This window comes from Myxococcus sp. AM011, from assembly GCF_013372595.1.
Taxonomy (GTDB): Bacteria; Myxococcota; Myxococcia; order Myxococcales; family Myxococcaceae; genus Myxococcus; species Myxococcus eversor.
Genome location: NZ_JABXEM010000084.1, coordinates 21,893 through 38,324 on the forward strand (window position 1 = coordinate 21,893; position 16,432 = coordinate 38,324).

Annotated in this window: 12 protein-coding genes, 1 pseudogene and 1 riboswitch; of the genes and pseudogenes, 6 read left to right on the forward strand and 7 right to left on the reverse strand. The window is 68.6% G+C overall.

The window, feature by feature from the left end:
• Nucleotides 1-8 precede the first annotated feature (8 nt).
• Genes HUW62_RS19075 through thrA form a run of 3 tightly spaced genes read right to left on the reverse strand, consistent with a single transcriptional unit; the run spans nucleotide 9 to nucleotide 4,738 of the window.
• Nucleotides 9-1,166, reverse strand: a complete 1,158-nt coding sequence (locus HUW62_RS19075) for a PLP-dependent aspartate aminotransferase family protein (protein WP_176435224.1) — start codon at nucleotides 1,164-1,166, stop codon at nucleotides 9-11.
• A complete protein-coding gene (locus HUW62_RS19080) occupies nucleotides 1,078-2,205 on the reverse strand; it encodes a PLP-dependent aspartate aminotransferase family protein (RefSeq protein ID WP_176435225.1) in 1,128 nt (375 codons plus the stop codon). The genes HUW62_RS19075 and HUW62_RS19080 overlap by 89 nt, the downstream gene beginning before the upstream one ends.
• A 31-nt stretch (nucleotides 2,206-2,236) precedes the next feature.
• On the reverse strand, nucleotides 2,237-4,738 hold the full coding sequence (thrA, locus tag HUW62_RS19085; RefSeq protein ID WP_176435226.1) for a bifunctional aspartate kinase/homoserine dehydrogenase I: 2,502 nt from the start codon (nucleotides 4,736-4,738) through the stop codon (nucleotides 2,237-2,239).
• 294 nt (nucleotides 4,739-5,032) lie between these two features.
• Nucleotides 5,033-5,153, reverse strand: a riboswitch (SAM-I-IV-variant riboswitch).
• A gap of 67 nt (nucleotides 5,154-5,220) precedes the next feature.
• On the opposite strand from thrA, the gene HUW62_RS19090 reads away from it, so the two are divergent.
• Both HUW62_RS19090 and HUW62_RS19095 read left to right on the forward strand, forming a co-directional pair.
• Nucleotides 5,221-5,892, forward strand: coding sequence for a TIGR02269 family lipoprotein (locus tag HUW62_RS19090; RefSeq protein ID WP_163869452.1), 672 nt, complete (start codon nucleotides 5,221-5,223; stop codon nucleotides 5,890-5,892).
• The gene (locus HUW62_RS19095; RefSeq protein WP_176435227.1) at nucleotides 5,892-6,611 is read left to right on the forward strand and encodes a double-CXXCG motif protein; all 720 of its coding nucleotides are present in this window, start codon (nucleotides 5,892-5,894) and stop codon (nucleotides 6,609-6,611) included. The genes HUW62_RS19090 and HUW62_RS19095 overlap by 1 nt, the downstream gene beginning before the upstream one ends.
• Nucleotides 6,612-6,693: 82 nt before the next feature.
• On the opposite strand, the gene HUW62_RS19100 is transcribed toward HUW62_RS19095, so the two are convergent.
• Entirely contained in the window at nucleotides 6,694-7,506 is an 813-nt protein-coding gene (locus tag HUW62_RS19100; protein ID WP_176435228.1) for a hypothetical protein, read from the reverse strand.
• 195 nt (nucleotides 7,507-7,701) lie between these two features.
• Here HUW62_RS19100 and HUW62_RS19105 point away from each other — a divergent pair, with 195 nt between their 5' ends.
• The 4 genes from HUW62_RS19105 (at nucleotide 7,702) to HUW62_RS19120 (ending at nucleotide 13,162) form a co-directional block, all read left to right on the forward strand.
• Entirely contained in the window at nucleotides 7,702-8,271 is a 570-nt protein-coding gene (locus HUW62_RS19105; RefSeq protein WP_176435229.1) for an RNA polymerase sigma factor, read from the forward strand.
• A gap of 202 nt (nucleotides 8,272-8,473) precedes the next feature.
• Nucleotides 8,474-9,457, forward strand: a complete 984-nt coding sequence (locus HUW62_RS19110; RefSeq protein WP_176435230.1) for a GIY-YIG nuclease family protein — start codon at nucleotides 8,474-8,476, stop codon at nucleotides 9,455-9,457.
• A 93-nt stretch (nucleotides 9,458-9,550) separates the two neighbouring features.
• Complete coding sequence (locus HUW62_RS19115; RefSeq protein WP_176435231.1) at nucleotides 9,551-12,037, forward strand: heavy metal translocating P-type ATPase; 2,487 nt, start codon at nucleotides 9,551-9,553, stop codon at nucleotides 12,035-12,037.
• Between the two features lie 33 nt (nucleotides 12,038-12,070).
• Nucleotides 12,071-13,162, forward strand: a complete 1,092-nt coding sequence (locus tag HUW62_RS19120) for an aromatic ring-hydroxylating dioxygenase subunit alpha (protein ID WP_163869446.1) — start codon at nucleotides 12,071-12,073, stop codon at nucleotides 13,160-13,162.
• A gap of 55 nt (nucleotides 13,163-13,217) precedes the next feature.
• On the opposite strand, the gene HUW62_RS19125 is transcribed toward HUW62_RS19120, so the two are convergent.
• The 3 genes and pseudogenes from HUW62_RS19125 to HUW62_RS50005 all read right to left on the reverse strand — a co-directional run.
• Complete coding sequence (locus tag HUW62_RS19125) at nucleotides 13,218-14,666, reverse strand: multicopper oxidase family protein (protein WP_163869445.1); 1,449 nt, start codon at nucleotides 14,664-14,666, stop codon at nucleotides 13,218-13,220.
• Complete coding sequence (locus HUW62_RS19130) at nucleotides 14,663-16,174, reverse strand: TolC family protein (protein WP_163869444.1); 1,512 nt, start codon at nucleotides 16,172-16,174, stop codon at nucleotides 14,663-14,665. The genes HUW62_RS19125 and HUW62_RS19130 overlap by 4 nt, the downstream gene beginning before the upstream one ends.
• Nucleotides 16,175-16,233: 59 nt before the next feature.
• A pseudogene (locus HUW62_RS50005) lies at nucleotides 16,234-16,338 on the reverse strand (heavy metal-binding domain-containing protein); the annotation flags it as partial.
• Nucleotides 16,339-16,432 lie beyond the last annotated feature (94 nt).

Consider the following 16,432-nt stretch of genomic DNA (forward strand, 5'->3'; position numbering starts at 1 on the left):
CCTCCCTGTCATGCGGCCTCCTTCAAGGCCCGGCCCAGCGCGAGCGCGAGGTCCGCCTGGAGGTCCTCCAGGTCCTCCAGTCCCACCGAGAAGCGGATGAGGCTGTCGGTGATTCCGCGTCGCTCACGCTCGGCGGCGGGCACGGAGGCATGCGAGTGCCTCGCCGGCACGGTGATGATGCTCTCCACCGCGCCCAGCGACACGCCGAGCAGCGGCAGTCGCAGCGAGTCCACGAAGGTCGCCGCCATCGAGTCATGGGCGAGTCGGAAGGACACCACCGCGCCGGTGCCCGGATAGAAGACCTCTCGAATCTCCGGCCTGCCTCCGAGCCAGCGCGCGAGCGCCCCGGCCGTGCGCACCTGCCGCTCCATGCGGACCTGCAGCGTCTTGATGCCGCGCTGGAGCAGGAAGCAGTCCTGCGGCCCGAGCACCGCACCCACCGCGTTCTGGAGGAAGTAGACCTCCTTCGCCAACTCCGGCGTCTTCACCGCCACCGTGCCCGCGATGACGTCGCTGTGTCCGCCCAGGTACTTGGTGGCGGAGTGGATGACGATGTCGGCGCCCTCGGTGAGCGGACGCGAGAGGTAGGGGGACAGGAAGGTGTTGTCCACGATGAGCAGCGCGCCGTACGTCCGCGCGAGGCTGGACATGGCGGCGACGTCCGTGCGCCGCAGGAAGGGATTGCTCACCGTCTCGACGAGCAACCCCTTCGTGTTGGGGCGGAACGCGGCGCGCACCGCGTCCACGTCCGACGTGTCGACGAAGGTGGCCTTGAGCCCGAAGCGGCTGAAAACCCGGGTGAGGACGCGGTAGGTGCCGCCGTAACAGTCGTCGGTGACGACCAGGTGGTCCCCCGCGCTGAAGAGCATCAGCACCGTGGACAGCGCGGCCATGCCGGAGCCGAAGGCGAAGGCCCCGGCGCCCTCGTCCAGCGACGCGAGGACGCCCTCCAATGCCTTGCGCGTGGGGTTGCCGGAGCGGGCGTAGTCGAACTCGCCGGAGTGCTCCAGGCCCGGCTGGTCGAACATGGAGACCTGGTAGATGGGCACCGCGGCGGCGCCCGTCACCGGGTCGACTTCATGACCCGTGTGCAGCAGTCGGGTCGCGAAGCTCGACGGGCTGGGAGCGCCCTTCGAGCGCCTGGGCCAAATCGGAGATGATGTCATGGCTGTCCTCGATGCCCACGGAGAGGCGAATCAATCGGTCGGTGATGCCAAGCTCTTCCCGGCGCGCGACGGGGATGTCGGCGTGGGTCTGCGTGGCGGGGAAGGTGATGAGGGTTTCGACGCCGCCCAGGGACTCGGCGAAGAGGCAGATGCGCACGGCGGCGAGCACTTGCGGCACCAGGGCCGCGTCGGTGACGTTGAAGGAGAGCATCCCGCCCGTGCCCGGGTAGTAGACGCGCTCGACCTTGGGGTGGCTCGACAGGAAGGCGGCCACGTCGCGGGCGTTGGACTGGTGGCGCTCCATGCGCAGCGCGAGCGTCTTGAGCCCGCGAATCACCAGGTAGGAGTCCTGCGGCCCGAGCACGGCGCCGATGCCGTTCTGGACGAAGGCGAGCCGCTCGCCCACCGCCGCGTCCTTCACCACGAGCGCTCCGGCGACGACGTCGTTGTGGCCGGCCAGGTACTTGGTCGCGCTGTGGACGACGATGTCCGCGCCCAGCTCCAGAGGCCTCTGGAGGAAGGGTGTGTTGAAGGTGTTGTCGACGATGAGGAGCGCGCCCGCCTTCCGGGCGATGTCCGCGAGCGCGGGCAGGTCCGCCGTCTTCATCAGCGGGTTGGTGGGCGACTCCACCAGCAGGGCCTTGGTGTTGGGGCGCAGCGCCGCGCGCACCGCGTCCAGCCGCGTGGTGTCCACGAAGGTGTGGGGGACGTGGAGCAGCTTGTCCACCAGTCGGAACGTCCCACCGTAGAGGTCCTCGGTGAGGACCAGGTGGTCCTCGGGGCCGAGGAGCTGGAGGGCGCAGTGCAGCGCGGCCATGCCGGAGGCGAAGGCGAGGCCCCGGCTGCCTCCTTCCAGACTCGCGAGCGCGTCCTCGAGCGCGGCGCGGGTGGGGTTCTTCGTGCGCGAGTAGTCGTACCCGGTGGAGTGGCCGAGCGCGGGGTGCTGGTAGGTGGCGGACTGGTAGATGGGCACGGCGACCGCGCCGGTGGACGGGTCTCTGCGGGTGCCGGCGTGGACGAGGGCGGTGGCGAGTTTCATGAGGTGGCTCCTGTTTCCCGGTGGGCGGGGCTCAGCGGCCCCGAAGCGTCTGGGAGACGCGGAGAATATCCGCGAGCACGCCAGAGGCCGTGACAGCGCCGCCCGCGCCCGCGCCGCGCACGGTGAGGGGGAACTCGCTGTGCCGCGTGGTGGTGAAGGACACGAAGGACTCGGAGCCGCGCAGGTCCGCTGCGGGCTGCCCCGCTTCGACGGCGGTGAGTCCCACTCGGATGACGGGCGCGTCGGTGCCCAGCCGCGTCGGGTCGATGCGCGCCAGATAGCGCAGCACCGTGCCCGACTGTTTGCAGCGCTCCACCTTCTGCGTGTACTCCGCGTCGAGTGCCCGGAGGCTGCGCAGATAGGACTCGGGGGAGTCGCCAGCGTCCGAGGGCTCGGGGACGAAGGGCTCCAGCGCGACGTCGGCGAGTGACAGGGACAGGCCCAGCTCCCGCGCGAGGATGAGCGCCTTGCGTGCCACGTCCGCGCCGGACAGGTCCTCGCGCGGGTCTGACTCGGTGAAGCCCCGCTCGCGCGCCGTGCGGACCGCCGTGGAGAGGGGGACGCCCGAAGTCAGCTCGTTGCAGATGAAGCCCACGCTGCCGGACAGGGACGCGGTGATGAGGCGCACGGTGTCGCCGGTGCGCACCAGGTTGGCGAGCGTGTCGATGACAGGAAGACTGGAGGCAACCGTCGTCTCGTAGTGGTACGCGACGTGGTGATGGCGGGCTTCGGCGAGCAGCGCCTCGCGCTCGTTCCAGGGCAGGGCGAGCGGCTTCTTGTTGGCGGCCACGACGTGGATGCCCCGACGGAACGCCTCCGTGTAGAGCGAGGCCACGTCACCGTCCGCCGTACAGTCGACGAGGATCGGCACGGGCAGTCGGCGCAGCTCGTCCAGCAGCGGCGCCAGCGCGCGCGTGCCGGGTTCGCCTCGGACGACGCGGGCGAGCTGCTCCTCGATTCCATCCAGGGCGAGCCCGGTGGAGTCGAACAGGGTGCGTCGGCTGTCGGCGATGCCCACCACGCGCAGCGCGATGCCATGGCGCTGGCGGAGCTGCTCCTGCTGGGTGCGAAGCTGTGCGAGGAGCTGTCCGCCCACGGTGCCCTTGCCGAGCACGAAGAGGCTGACCTGTTGATGGGCGAGGTTGAAGGCGGCGTGCGTCGTGCGCACCGCGATGGCGGTGTCCTCCGCGTCCACCACGCAGGAGATGGAGCGGGAGCTGGCACCCTGGGCGCTCGCGCGCACGCCGACACCCACCGCGCCCAGTGCGCTGAAGAATCGGCCGGCCACGTTGACGCCATGGCCCATCGCCTCGGCCACCAGGGTGACGAGCGTCACCGGCTCGCGGACACCGAGCGGCTCCACCTCGCGGCGGGCCAGCTCCTGCGCGAGCTCCGTCTCCAGGGCATTTCGAGCGCGCGGTGCATCCGGTCGTGGAACGACGAGGGCGATGGACTGGCCGTTGGCGGACTGGGCGGTCATCCACACCGTGACGCGAGCGGCGCGCAGGGCGGCCAGGGCGCGCTCACCGAGTTGGAACTGGTCGGACAGCTTGCGCACTTCGATTCCCAGCAGGGCCAGGTCCTCGCGCGTGGCGATGCATGTGGGGCGCTGGCCGTCGCGCGAGCCGATGGCGTCGATGAGCGTGCCCGGGTGGTCCGGGTGCATGGTGTTGCGGATGCGCAGGGAGATGCCGGCCTCGATGAGGGGAATCATCGTGCGCGGGTGCAGCATGCGGACGCCGACGGCGGCCAGCTCCAGGCCCTCGCCATGGGTGAGGTGCGCCACGGGATACGCATCACTGACGAGGTCAGGGTCGGCGGTGTGCAGACCGAGCACGTCGGTCCACACGGTGACTTCGGAAGCACCCACACCTTGAGCCACCAGGGCCGCTGTGTAGTCGGAGCCGTTGCGGCCCAGGGTGGTGGTGCGTCCGTCGAGTGTCGCGGCGATGAAGCCGGGGATGATGGGGAGGGAGGCGCCCCACTCGGTGATGGCGACCTGGAGTCGTTCGCGTGTCCGGCTCACATCCACGCGCGCGGTGCCGAAGGTGTCGTCAGTCACGAGCAGCAGGCGGGCGTCACGGAAGTGGGCGTCGGTGCCCGCGGCCTTGAGCAACTCGGCGAGCAGGGTGGCGGAGATGACCTCTCCGAAAGCGAGCACCTTGTCCTTGGATGCGGGGGAGCACTCGCGGGTGAGGGAGATGCCCTGCAGGAGTTGCTGGAGCGGGGCGAGGAGCTGGTCGACGCGCGCGGCGAGCGTGGTGGACTGCGCTGGGTGGAGCGCGGCGGCGTTCGTCTTGGCCAGGTGGGCGATGCGGGCCACCACGGTGAGCGAGCCCTCCAGCTCGCCGCGTGTAGCGAGGTCAGCGGCCTCCAGGAGCCAGTCGGTGGTGTCGCCCATCGCGGAGACGACGACGGCGAGCGGGCCCGTGCGGGAGTGTTTGCCAATCAGCTCGATGACCTGGCGCAGTCGGCGGGGTGAGCCCACGGAGGAGCCGCCAAACTTCATCACCCGAAAGGAATTGCTGCTCATCTGCGAACCTCGAACGAGGGCCATGGCCCTGAAGACATGAGAGGGCGCGAGGACGCGCTGTCGACACACGTCGAGCGAGCGCGGCGACCAGGCGCCGACGAAGAAAGGAATGGGAAGTGGAGTGGGAGCCCTAGCCGGCGTGCAGCGTCCCGCGCATTCGCGAGACGGTGACGTGGCGGGCGCGGCGCATTCGAGCGCTCTCGCGGCTAGGGAGCTGCATGGCGCGAGGGGATGCGGCGGAGGTGGATGGAACCACGGAGGTCCTCTCTCACCGAAGCTGAGGAGCTGCCTCGCTTCGGACGCTTGGTTTGCCCGTGGAGCACCTGCTCCCCGAGCCGCATCGTTTGGACACCTTGGAGGTCCGTCTCCAGGTTGTCGGGCCACCGCCGAAGCGGTACCGCTCTTGATGCTGCACGCGAAATAAACGGGATGCGGGGCCTTGTCAATCCCTCGCACCGCGACTGCGCTAGGTTTCGCCCGATATGCCGCTCATTCGCGACTCATGGTGGATGCTGGTTGCAGCGTACTTGTTGGCTTGCTCCTCCGTTCAGCACGTCCCTGACCCTCAGGAGATGGGCGAAGAGGACGCGGAGTGTTCAGCTCCCAGTGAGGACCGGTGTGTCACGCTCCTGTGCCTCGGAGCCATGTGCGGTTTCTACCGGTGTGAGGACGTGGCCGGCGACATCGAGCTCGCGCGCTTTCCTCCATCACGTCCACCGGCGGCGGCAGCGGCACCTGGGATGGGACCTCGACGGAACCGGGGCGGTGCTCAGCAACTCCCCAAGGGCGCCGTCATGGTCTTCCCGAACTGGAATGGTGCCCCCGAACGCATCATCCCCCCTTCGCATCAACTCCCGCGGGGCCGGTTCGAGAAGCATCACATCTTCCCCCAGGCAGAAGATCTGGCACGGTGGTTCGAGCGTCAGGGGCTCAAGATTCACGACTACACCATGCCCATTCCGCGAGACCTTCACCGACGGATTCACGATGGAGGTCCGTCAGGAGGTGCCTGGAACGAGGCCTGGCGCGAGTTCATCCGGAGAAACGATGATGCGAGGCCTGAGGAGATCTTCAAGCACGCGGGCGAACTCATCTACCGATTCCAGCTCCTGGGCGGGCCCATTCAGCCCTACCATTCCAGGCCGGGAACGTGATGCGCGTCTTTGAACTCAGGTGGAACAAGTCACTCTGGCCTCGCTTCAACGGGAGCCTCAACGCCGCGCACAGGTGGGGGCTGCCTGGCGCGCACTGCTCGGCGTGCGGCGCGACCTGGAGTTCCTCGGGACACCAGTATCCGGCAGTCGACCTGTCCGGACTGCCAGACCAGGACGAGTTCTTGAAGGCTCGGCCCGAGCCCTTCGCTGAGTTCGCGCGCCTTCGGGAACGAGTGAGGCCGCTGGCACCGTCGACCGCGACGTTGCCACCTGGGACAACATTCGGCCCGCTGGTGGGGACTGCTTCCGGCAGGTTCGCCGCCTTCTCGTGGTTGGGCGACAGCTTGTTGCTCGTTCGCAGTGATGTGCAGGAGGGGCTTCAAGCCGAGGGCGTGCGCGGCCTCATGGGATGTCGAACGGAGCTGCGCTTCCGTCAACAAGAGCCTCCCTCATTGCTGGAGCTTCAGATCGAACCTTGTGGACGGCTACACCCGGATTGTCTCCCTCCGGATTCGCCTCCGCCATGCGTGACGTGTGGAAGGGTCGGGCTTCGCCTGCCCGAGGAGCCCATCCTCGACGCCGCGACCTTGCCCCTGGACCGTGACCTCTTCAGGGTTGGCAACTTCGCCACGGTGATTGTGGGAACCGAGCGGTTCATGGAGTCGGTGCAGCGACTGTCCCTGGAAGGAATCTCCTTTCGAGAGCTTCCGGTGCGCTGACCGGGTCCAGCACACGCTCTGGCGGCGGGTTTGTCCTGCTCCCGCCGCCGCCCATCCTCTCAGCACTGGCTTTGTTCAGCGCTCAAGGCAGGCACTGGCCCGGATTGGTCATGTCGGGAACACACTTCTCGGTGAACAGCCGGATGTCGTGAAAGACAACCTCCGTCACCGCGTTGAACGAGGTCTTCACGAAGACTTCGAGAGCGACATCCATGCCGGGCTCGACGGTGGTCTCGACCTCGTATGCGGTGACGGCCCCGTTTCGATTGAAGGGCAACTCCAGGCTTCGTGCTTCGGTCCAGGTCGACTGCGTCAGGTCCCTCTTCTTGAGGACCAGGACCAGCGAAGTCGCAGTGCTGCAGCCTCCCGTGCCGGCGCAGAAGAACTCGTCAGAAGACGCGAGCACCGTGCCGCGCACCATGGCGGGGCGGATGTGGTCCACGAAGGAAGTCACCCGTGCCTGGAGGGTCGGCGAGCCGGTGTATCGGCTCCAGGAAGAGGCCTGGTACGTGGGAGCCACCGAGTTGCAATGGACCGCCTCGGCTCGATACAGGAAGTCGCTCGTTCCCCAGGACAACGACCAGGTCTTCACTTCACGAATCCCCTGGGCCGCATCCGCGCGGACGTACGTGGAACCACTGGTGTAGCGCCACCAGTAGTCAGCCGGGGTTTGCCCCGCGGGGCATGCCGCCTGCTTCCCGCTGTCCAGCCAGCATGCCCACCCAGAGGGTGTGAGACTGGTGTCACAGATGGGGAGCGTCACCTCGGTGCCGGTGAGCTCTCCCTCCTGTGAAGCGAGCGTGTCCAAGTCGTTCGGGTTGGCGTCTTCGGGTGCACCGCAGGCTGCGGCACCCAGCAGAGACAGCAGGGCCACACTTCGAGTGATTCGCTTCACGTTGCTTCCTTGGTGGGATGAGGCGTTGAAAACGATACGGAGTGAGCCCTGACTCCTGGCACCGCACCGTGTTCGCCTGGGCCCATCACAGTGTGATGGAAGGGGTCACACCCGCTGACGACCCACTCGTGCCCAACCCGTTGGAATCGTTGGTCTTCGGAATGGGTATGCGACTTGCGTTGGTTGATTGGTGAGATGAGCGAGGACATCGAGGCGACGCGGGAGGACGGTGACGCGGTGACGCGCGCGCTGGTGGAGAACCATCGCCAGTTCCTCGCCTTCGTGGAGCGACGCGTGGGCAACCGAGCGACGGCCGAGGAGATCCTCCAGTCCGCCTTCGTGAAGTCGCTGGAGAAGGGCGACACGCTGCCGGAGCCCGAGGGTGCGGTGACGTGGTTCTACCGGCTCCTGCGCAACGCCCTGGTGGACCACCACCGTCACCAGCAGGTGGAGGCGCGGGCCCTGGCGCGCGAAGCCCGCGAGGCCGAGGAGCCCGCAGAGGACCCCGGGCTGAAGCAGACCGTCTGTGCCTGCGTGGGAACGCTCTTGCCCACCCTCAAGCCGGAGTACGCGGAGCTGGTGCGACAGGTGGACCTGGAGGAGCGCGCGGTGCCCGACGTGGCGCGTGAGGTCGGAATCTCGCCCAACAATGCGGGCGTGCGCCTTCACCGGGCGAGGCAAGCCCTCAAGAAGCAGCTCGAGCGGAGCTGCGGCTCCTGCGCGGCTCATGGCTGTCTGGACTGTTCGTGCAAGGCACGCTCTTGAACAGGCGGGAGGCAGGCCGCTCGGGTGGCCGGAGAAAGCACTTGCCGAAGCGCTGCTCCCACCGTTAACTCTTCGCGAGGTGCCGAGGGGCGCCTTCCCGAAAAGACGACGTCACCCTCGCTTCTCCTGGCAGGCCCACAGTTTCCGATGAGTTCCTTCCACGGCCCGTGACACGGGTGGGGCCGCCAACGAGGGACTTTTCATGGAAACCGTCTCGCGCCACGCCGAACCGCTTTCCCTCCATGAGTGCAAGGTCCGCGCTTCGCTCCTGTTCAAGGAGCTGGGCTCGTCCGACTCGGCGCGAGCCACGCGGGCCGCGGAGCGACTGCGCGCGCTGCCTGCCTTCGCGAGCCTGTCCCTCGGCGAGGTGCTCGCGCGTCGGGAGACGGTGCAGCGCAAGCACGTGCTGGCCGTCATCGCGCGTGAGCAGGGACACATTACCTGGAGCGACTTGAAGCATGCGCTGGAGGCTCGGGACGCGCCTCGGGTCGACTTCGAGCGGCTCCTCGAGCGCGCTGGCCCCATCTTCCTCAACCACTGGTTCGCGACGTACGAAGAGGCCGTCGCTTCGCTGCGCGTCTCGGGAGGTCATCTCTTCCCCTTCCGTGAGCAGTTCTTCGTCTGCCAGCCCGCGTTGTTGACCGCGCTCGGCCTGGACCCGTCCGACGTCGACTGGAAGCTGGCGGGGCCTGACTGGCTTGCGCCGTTGGATGCACAGGCGCATGCGCGGCTGGAGCAACGCCTGCTGAAGCTGTGCGGTGCCGACACCGCTGAACCCTCCTCTCCTCCACACAAAAGGAAGTCCGCCATGCCGTCCACGGATTCGAGCCGAGCGCGCCGCTCGGACCTGAAGCGCGAGTACAAGGAGAAGCCCCCAGCGATGGGCGTGTATGCCGTGCGCAATCGCGCCAATGGAAAGGTGCTGGTGGGCGCGTCGCTCAACGTCCAGGGAATGCTCAACCGCATCCGCTTCGAGCTGACCAGCGGCATGCCACGCATCCCCGCGCTCCTGGAGGATTGGAATCGCCATGGCGCGGACAGCTTCTCCTTCGAGGTGCTCGACGTGCTGGAGCCGCCCGAGGAGCCCAACACGGACTTGAAGGTGGAGCTCCAGGTGCTGGAGAACCTGTGGCTGGAGCGCCTCAAGCCCTACGGGGACGCGGGCTACAACGAACCTCCGAAGTGAGCGGCTGGGGCGGGGCGTGCGCACCCTTTCCGAAAGTCACCTGTAAGAGCTGGCCGGGGAGCTCGTTGGCCTGGGTGAAAGGAGAGACGCACCATGAACCGCCACTCCCACCCTCACTCGCACACCCGCTCGCCTCCGACGCCCCCTTTGCCTCCAGGCGAGGGGGCTCACCCCGTCGACCCCGTCTGCGGGATGAGCGTGGACCCGACCGCTCCCAAGGGCGGCAGCTTTGAGCACGACGGGCACACCTACTCGTTCTGCAACCCGAAGTGCCGGGAGCGCTTCCGCGCGGACCCGGCGCGTTTCCTCGCGCCCGCCGAGGAGCAGGAGCCGAAGCCCGCAGCGCCGGGGACGATGTACGTGTGCCCCATGGACCCGGAGGTGCGTCAGGACCACCCGGGGGCCTGCCCGAAGTGCGGCATGGCGCTGGAGCCGGAGACGCTCTCCGTGCCGGAGACGCACGTCGAATACGTGTGCCCGATGCATCCGGAGGTGGTGCGCGATGGGCCGGGGAGTTGCCCCATCTGCGGCATGGCGCTGGAGCCGCGCACGGTGTTGCCGGAGGACGTCCCGGACCCCGAGCTGAAGTCCATGTGGCTGCGCTTCCGCGTGGGCCTGGGCCTCACGGTGCCGCTGCTGGTGCTGGCGATGTCGGACATGATTCCGGGGCAGCCCGTGCAGCATGCGGTGCCTGCCTCGGTGCTGGCCTGGGCGCAGCTCGTGCTGGCCACGCCCGTGGTGTTGTGGGGCGGCTGGCCCTTCTTCCAGCGCGGCTGGGCCTCGGTGCGCAACCGGCACCTCAACATGTTCACGCTCATTGCCCTGGGGACGGGCGCGGCGTATGTGTTCAGCGTCTTCGCCACGCTGTTCCCCCACGTGTTGCCGCAGGGGCTGCGCACGGGACATGGCGGCACGGCGCCCCTCTACTTCGAGGCCGCCGCTGTCATCGTCACCCTGGTGGCCTTGGGACAGGTGTTGGAGCTGCGGGCTCGGCACGCGACGTCGGGGGCGCTGCGGTCGCTGTTGAGTCTCGCGCCTCCGGTGGCTCGGCGGATGCGTGAGGACGGGCACGAGGAGGACGTTCCGCTGGCGCATGTGCATCCGGGGGACAGGCTGCGGGTGCGACCGGGCGAGAAGGTGCCGGTGGATGGTGAGGTGCTGGAGGGCGCCAGCGCGGTGGACGAGTCGATGGTGACGGGCGAATCGCTCCCGGTGGAGAAGTCGCCTGGCGAGAAGGTGACAGGCGGCACGGTGAACGGCACGGGCTCGCTGGTGATGCGGGCCGAGCGCGTGGGCAAGGACACGTTGTTGTCGCGCATCGTCCAGCGGGTGAGCGAGGCGCAGCGCACCCGCGCGCCGATTCAGCGACTGGCGGACAAGGTGGCCGGCGTCTTCGTGCCGGTGGTCATCGTCGTGGCGGTGGTGACGGCGGTGGTGTGGGGCGTGTGGGGCCCGGAGCCTCGGTTGGCGCATGCGTTGGTCAACGCGGTGGCGGTGCTCATCATCGCGTGCCCGTGCGCGCTGGGCCTGGCCACGCCCATGTCCATCATGGTGGCCACGGGGCGCGGCGCGCAGGCGGGGGTGCTCATCCGTGACGCCGCCGCACTGGAGCGCCTGGAGGCGGTGGACACGCTGGTGGTGGACAAGACGGGGACGCTCACCGAGGGCAAGCCGCGCCTCGTGTCGGTGGTTCCCTCGGAGGGCTTCGACGAGGCGACGCTGCTGCGCCTGGCCGCGAGCCTGGAGCGCGGCAGCGAGCATCCGCTGGCGGAGGCGATTGTCTCCGGTGCGAAGCAGCGTGGCGCGGTGCTGACGGCGGTGGAGGACTTCCGCTCGGACACCGGGAAGGGCGTGGTGGGGCGTGTTGACGGCGTGGAGGTGGCGCTGGGCAACGCGGCGTTGATGGCGGCTCATGGCGTGGAGGCCACGGACCTGTCGGCTCGCGCGGAGGCGCTGCGGCAGGAGGGGCAGACGGTGGTGTTGGTGGCGGTGTCGGGGCGTGTGGCGGGGCTGCTTGGCGTGGAGGACCCGGTGAAGGAGTCGACGCCGGAGGCGCTGGCGCTGCTGCGTCAGGAGGGCCTGCGAGTGGTGATGTTGACGGGGGACAGCCGCACCACGGCGGAGGCGGTGGCTCGCCGGCTGGGCATCTCCGAGGTCATCGCGGGGGTGTTGCCGGAGGGGAAGGGTGACGTGGTGAAGCGGCTCCAGCAGGAGGGCCGCGTGGTGGGCATGGCGGGGGACGGGGTCAATGACGCGCCGGCGTTGGCCCAGGCGGATGTGGGCATCGCCATGGGGACGGGCACGGACATCGCGATGGAGAGCGCGGGTGTCACGCTGGTGAAGGGGGATTTGCGGGGCATCGTCCGGGCGCGGCGGCTGAGTCAGGGCTCGCTGCGCAACATCCGGCAGAACCTCTTCTTCGCCTTCATCTACAACCTGCTGGGTGTGCCCCTGGCGGCGGGGGTGCTGTACCCCTTCTTCGGCCTGCTCCTGAGCCCCATCTTCGCCAGCGCGGCGATGAGCCTGTCCTCGGTGTCGGTCATCGTCAACGCGCTCCGGCTGCGGCGGTTGAAGCTATAGGCCGGGGAGGGGGCGCCCATTAGACTGCGGCCTATGAGCTCCCGCGAGGAGGCGCGCACCCCAGGTGCGGCCGCCGGTCACGTCTCCGTTGTTCACCTGCCGAATGCCTGGTTCATCCTCTGTGCGTCGCGCGAGCTGGGGGACAAGCCGCTGGCGCGCACGCTCCAGGGCACGCCGCTCGTCCTGTTCCGGGGCGAGGGTGGCAAGCCCGGCGCGCTGATGGACCGCTGCCCTCACCGCAATGTGCCCCTGTCGCTGGGGCGGGTGAAGGAGGGACAGCTCCAGTGCGGCTATCACGGCTGGCGCTTCGACACGGGCGGGCAGTGCCGCGCCATTCCGGGCTTCCTCGGCGAGCCCGAGGCCCGCACCCGCTGCGCGACGTCCTATGCGACGCGCGAGCAGGATGGTTTCGTCTGGGTGTACTCCACGCCGGGCGCGGAGCCGACGACGGAGCCGTTCCGTTTTCCGCTGCTGGACGCGCGCGACTACACCACGGTGCGACGCGTGCTGCGTGCGCCGGGCTCGCTGCATGCCACGCTGGAGAACACGCTCGACGTGCCTCACACGGCGTACCTGCATGGTGGCCTGTTCCGCACCGAGGAGAAGCGCAACGAGATTGACGTGGTGGTGCGCCGGAGCGCGGACAAGGTGGAGGCCGAGTACATCGGCGAGCCTCGTCCCAGCGGTGTGGTGGGTCGGCTGCTGGCTCCGGGCGGCGGTGTGGTGCAGCACTTCGACCGCTTCCTGATGCCGTCGATTGCCCAGGTGGAGTACCGGATTGGCGAGGGCAGTCACATCATCGTCACCTCGGCGATGACGCCCGTGTCGGACTGGGACACGCTGGTCTACGCGGTGGTGACGTTTCGCCTGCCGCTGCCGCGCTGGTTGCTGCGCGCGGTGCTTCCGGTGGCGATGCCGGTGGCGCTCCACATCTTCAGCCAGGACGCGCGCATCCTGCGGACCCAGACGGAGAGCATCCGCCGCTTCGGTACGGAGACATATGCCTCCACCGAGATTGACGTACTCGGGCCCGGCATCCTCCGCCTGCTGCGTGCCGCGGAGCGTGAGAAGCCTGGCGCGGTCGCGGATGCCGTGCATGAGACGCGACTGAAGATGCGGACCTGAGCAACGGTTCGTCCAGCCAGGACCTGTCCGAGCTGGACGAACTCACTGACGTCGCTCAGCCCTGTCGGAACCCCGCCGGTGATGCGGGCAGTGCCTTGGGTGGAGCATTCACGTCGATGCCGTCCTGGCGCAGTTCCTCCGTGTTCGCCGCTACCGCCAGCGTGCCGGGCGGGTTCTCGTACCAGCCCGGGTCACCGTCGCCATCCAGCCGCTCGCGCACCTTGAGCACGGTGAACATGCCGCCCATGGTGATGACGTCGTGCTTGCCGCGCGCTCCGCTCATGGGAATGGAGTTCGCGGGCACCGGCATGCCCATCTCCACCATGTCGCCCATGCCCGTCTGCCCCATGGTCATGTAACCCGGCAGCAGCGTGCGCACCTTCGCGTCGAGCCCGCCTGGATTCACGCCAATGAGGTTGGGGATGTCATGCCCCATCTGGTTCATCAGGTGGTGTGTCATGTGGCAGTGCATGGCCCAGTCGCCGGGCGCATCGGCCACGAACTCGACGGTGCGCGTGCTGCCCACCGGGACGAGCACCGTGGTCTCCGGCCACTGCGCGGACTCGGGGATGCGTCCCGCGTCCGTCTCGGTGATGCGGAAGTGGTAGCCGTGCAGGTGGATGGGGTGATGGTCCATCGCGCTCAGGTTGCCCAGACGGATGCGCACCCGCTCGCCCTGGCGCACCACCAGCGGCTCCGTGCCGGGGAACGCCTTCGCGTTGAACGTGAGCAGGTTGAAGTCCGTCATCTCGTTCGGGTCCGGCCGTCGCGCACCGGGGTCCACGCGCCACTCGTGCAGCATCATCGCGAAGTCGCGGTCCACGCGCGGACCCACGGGACGTCGCGGATGCATGATGAACAGCCCCACCATGCCGAGCGCCATCTGCGTCATCTCGTCATGGTGCGAGTGATACATGCCCGTGCCGGCCTGGCGGATGGTGAACTCGTAGCGGAACGTCTCGCCCGGGGCGATGGACTTCTGGTTGAGGCCGCCCACGCCGTCCATGCCGTTGGGCAACAGCAGGCCGTGCCAGTGCACGGTGGTGGGCGCGGGCAGCCGGTTGGTGACGTAGAACCGGACGCGGTCTCCCTCCACGACTTCGATGGTGGGCCCGTGCACCTGGCCGTTGTAGCCCCAGCAGTGGACCTTCAGCCCGGGAGCCAGCTCGTGTTCGACCTCCTCGGCCACCATGTGGAAGACCTTCACGCCGTCCACGAGCTTCCACGGCAGCTTCGAGCCGTTCGGCACGGTGACGGGGCGATAGTCCCGGTTCGGCATCCCAGGAGACAGCCAGTCCCGTCGGCCCGCGCTTGGCGGGGACGCACGTGGCGCGGCTTGAGCCTGCGCGACACCACCCCGGAGCAGCAATGCGCCACCCGCGAGCGTGGCTCCAGCCGTCGCGAGCATTCCTCGTCGGGTCATCGCGCCTGGAGCGGTCGTCGTCTCCGTCGTGTCCTCCTCATCCTGTGCGTGGGGAGAGGAGTCAGGGGGAAGGGGATTCATGGAGTCGCTCCGTGGCCGTGCGCGGGGGGATGGCCATTTCCAGAAGGGGGTTCAGTGGGAGGCATGGGGCTCGGAGGCGAAGACCCAGGAGGGGTCGCCTCTGGCGGACGTTCGGATGCCGGGGGCGAGGTGTCGCTCGGAGTGCTCTGACGTGAAGTCGCACCGGGCAGACTGCCGCCGACGAGTTGCTCCAGCTCCGCACGAGCCATCCAGTAGTCGCGGACAGTCTCGATGAAGGCGCGGTACGCCTCGACCTGGGACTGCTTCGCGTCGAGCAGCGCGTAGAGGCCAATCTGCATCGCGTTGTATTGGAGCTGGGACTGTTCGACGACCTTCTCGCGCAAGGGCAGGACGACGCGCTGATAGCGCTCGGCGACGCCTCGGAGCGTCAGCAGGCGGGCCCTCGCCGCGCGAACTTCAGAGCGGGCGTTGATGGACAGCTCCGCGAGACGACGCTCGCCTTGTCGATGCTGGGCCTCCAGCCTGGCGATGAGCGCCTGTCGCTGGTCGAAGATGGGCAGCTCCAGCGTGAGCGTGGGCCCGAAGAGTCGCGGACCGTTCGCGTCACGGTGCGTATGGAGGCCCACGTCGACGCGGCCGAAGAAGCGCGTGCTGCGCGCCAGCTCCAGCGCGTTCCACAAGAGCTCGGACTGCTTGCGCGCGGCGTCGATGTCGAGCCGCTGCCGGATGGCGAGCGACTCCAGTCGCTCCAGGGTCGCCTCCTCCGAGGGCGGTGCCGGGAGCTTCTCGGAGATGGCCCATTCGGTGCGAGGTCCCCACAGGCCCAGCAGCCGATTGAGTCGCTCGCGGTCCTCCACCAGCGTGAGTTCCTCGCGCGCCAGCTCCAGCCGTGCTTCCTCGGAGGCTGCCTGCTCCGTGGCCAGCTCCAGGTCGGTGATGTTGCCCGCGCCATGCTGGAGCGTGGCCAACTCGGCGGCGGCCTCGGCGGCCTGGAGGACCATGCGGCGCAACTCCACGAGCTGCTGTCGCGCCTGGACTTCACTGAACACCTTGCGTGCTTCCGCGGCGGTGGCGAGCGCTTCATGCGCGACGCGCAGCGTGTCCGCGATGAACTGCTCCTGAGCCACGCGCTTGCGCAGCGGCAGGGTGAACAGCTCCACGAAGCCCTGCACCAGTGAGAACTCCGTCTCGCTGACGCCGTCGTTGGTGAGCGGGAAGCCGATGCTCGCATCGAACGACGGGTTGGTGAGCAGTCCCGCCTGCACCATGTCCGCCTGGGAGATGCCCAGGTCCTCATAGGTGGATTGCAGGGCGGGGTTGTTGAGGAGGGCCACCTCGACGGCGTGGTCGGAGGTGAGGGCGCCCTTCAGCAGTCCATCGAGGTGACGCGACACCTCCGCGTCCTCGGGCGTGCCCTGGTTCCATCGTGTCTTGCGGCCGATGCGCTCCTCGACGAGGGTGGCGACCTCCGCGTGGCCTCGCTCCTTCTGGATGGAGGCACAGCCGCCCGCGAACAGCAGCGCGCAGGCGAAGGTGAGCAGTCTCACGGATGGGCTCCGTGTCCTTCATGGACGGGAGCGGGCTTCTTGGACGGCGCGGTGTCCTCGGGCTTCGTCGGCGTCAGCTTCATGCCGCACTTGGGGCAGGTGCCACCCGGCTTGTCGGACTGGACCTCGGGGTGCATCGGGCACGCGTAGCCGGCGGTGCCCGCGTCTGGCGTGGAGGGCTTCTGGGGGTCGGTGTGCCGAGCGTGCGAGTCCGTCGCGGGAGGACGGGAAGGGGGCGTCGCCGCGAGCGCGGTGGGC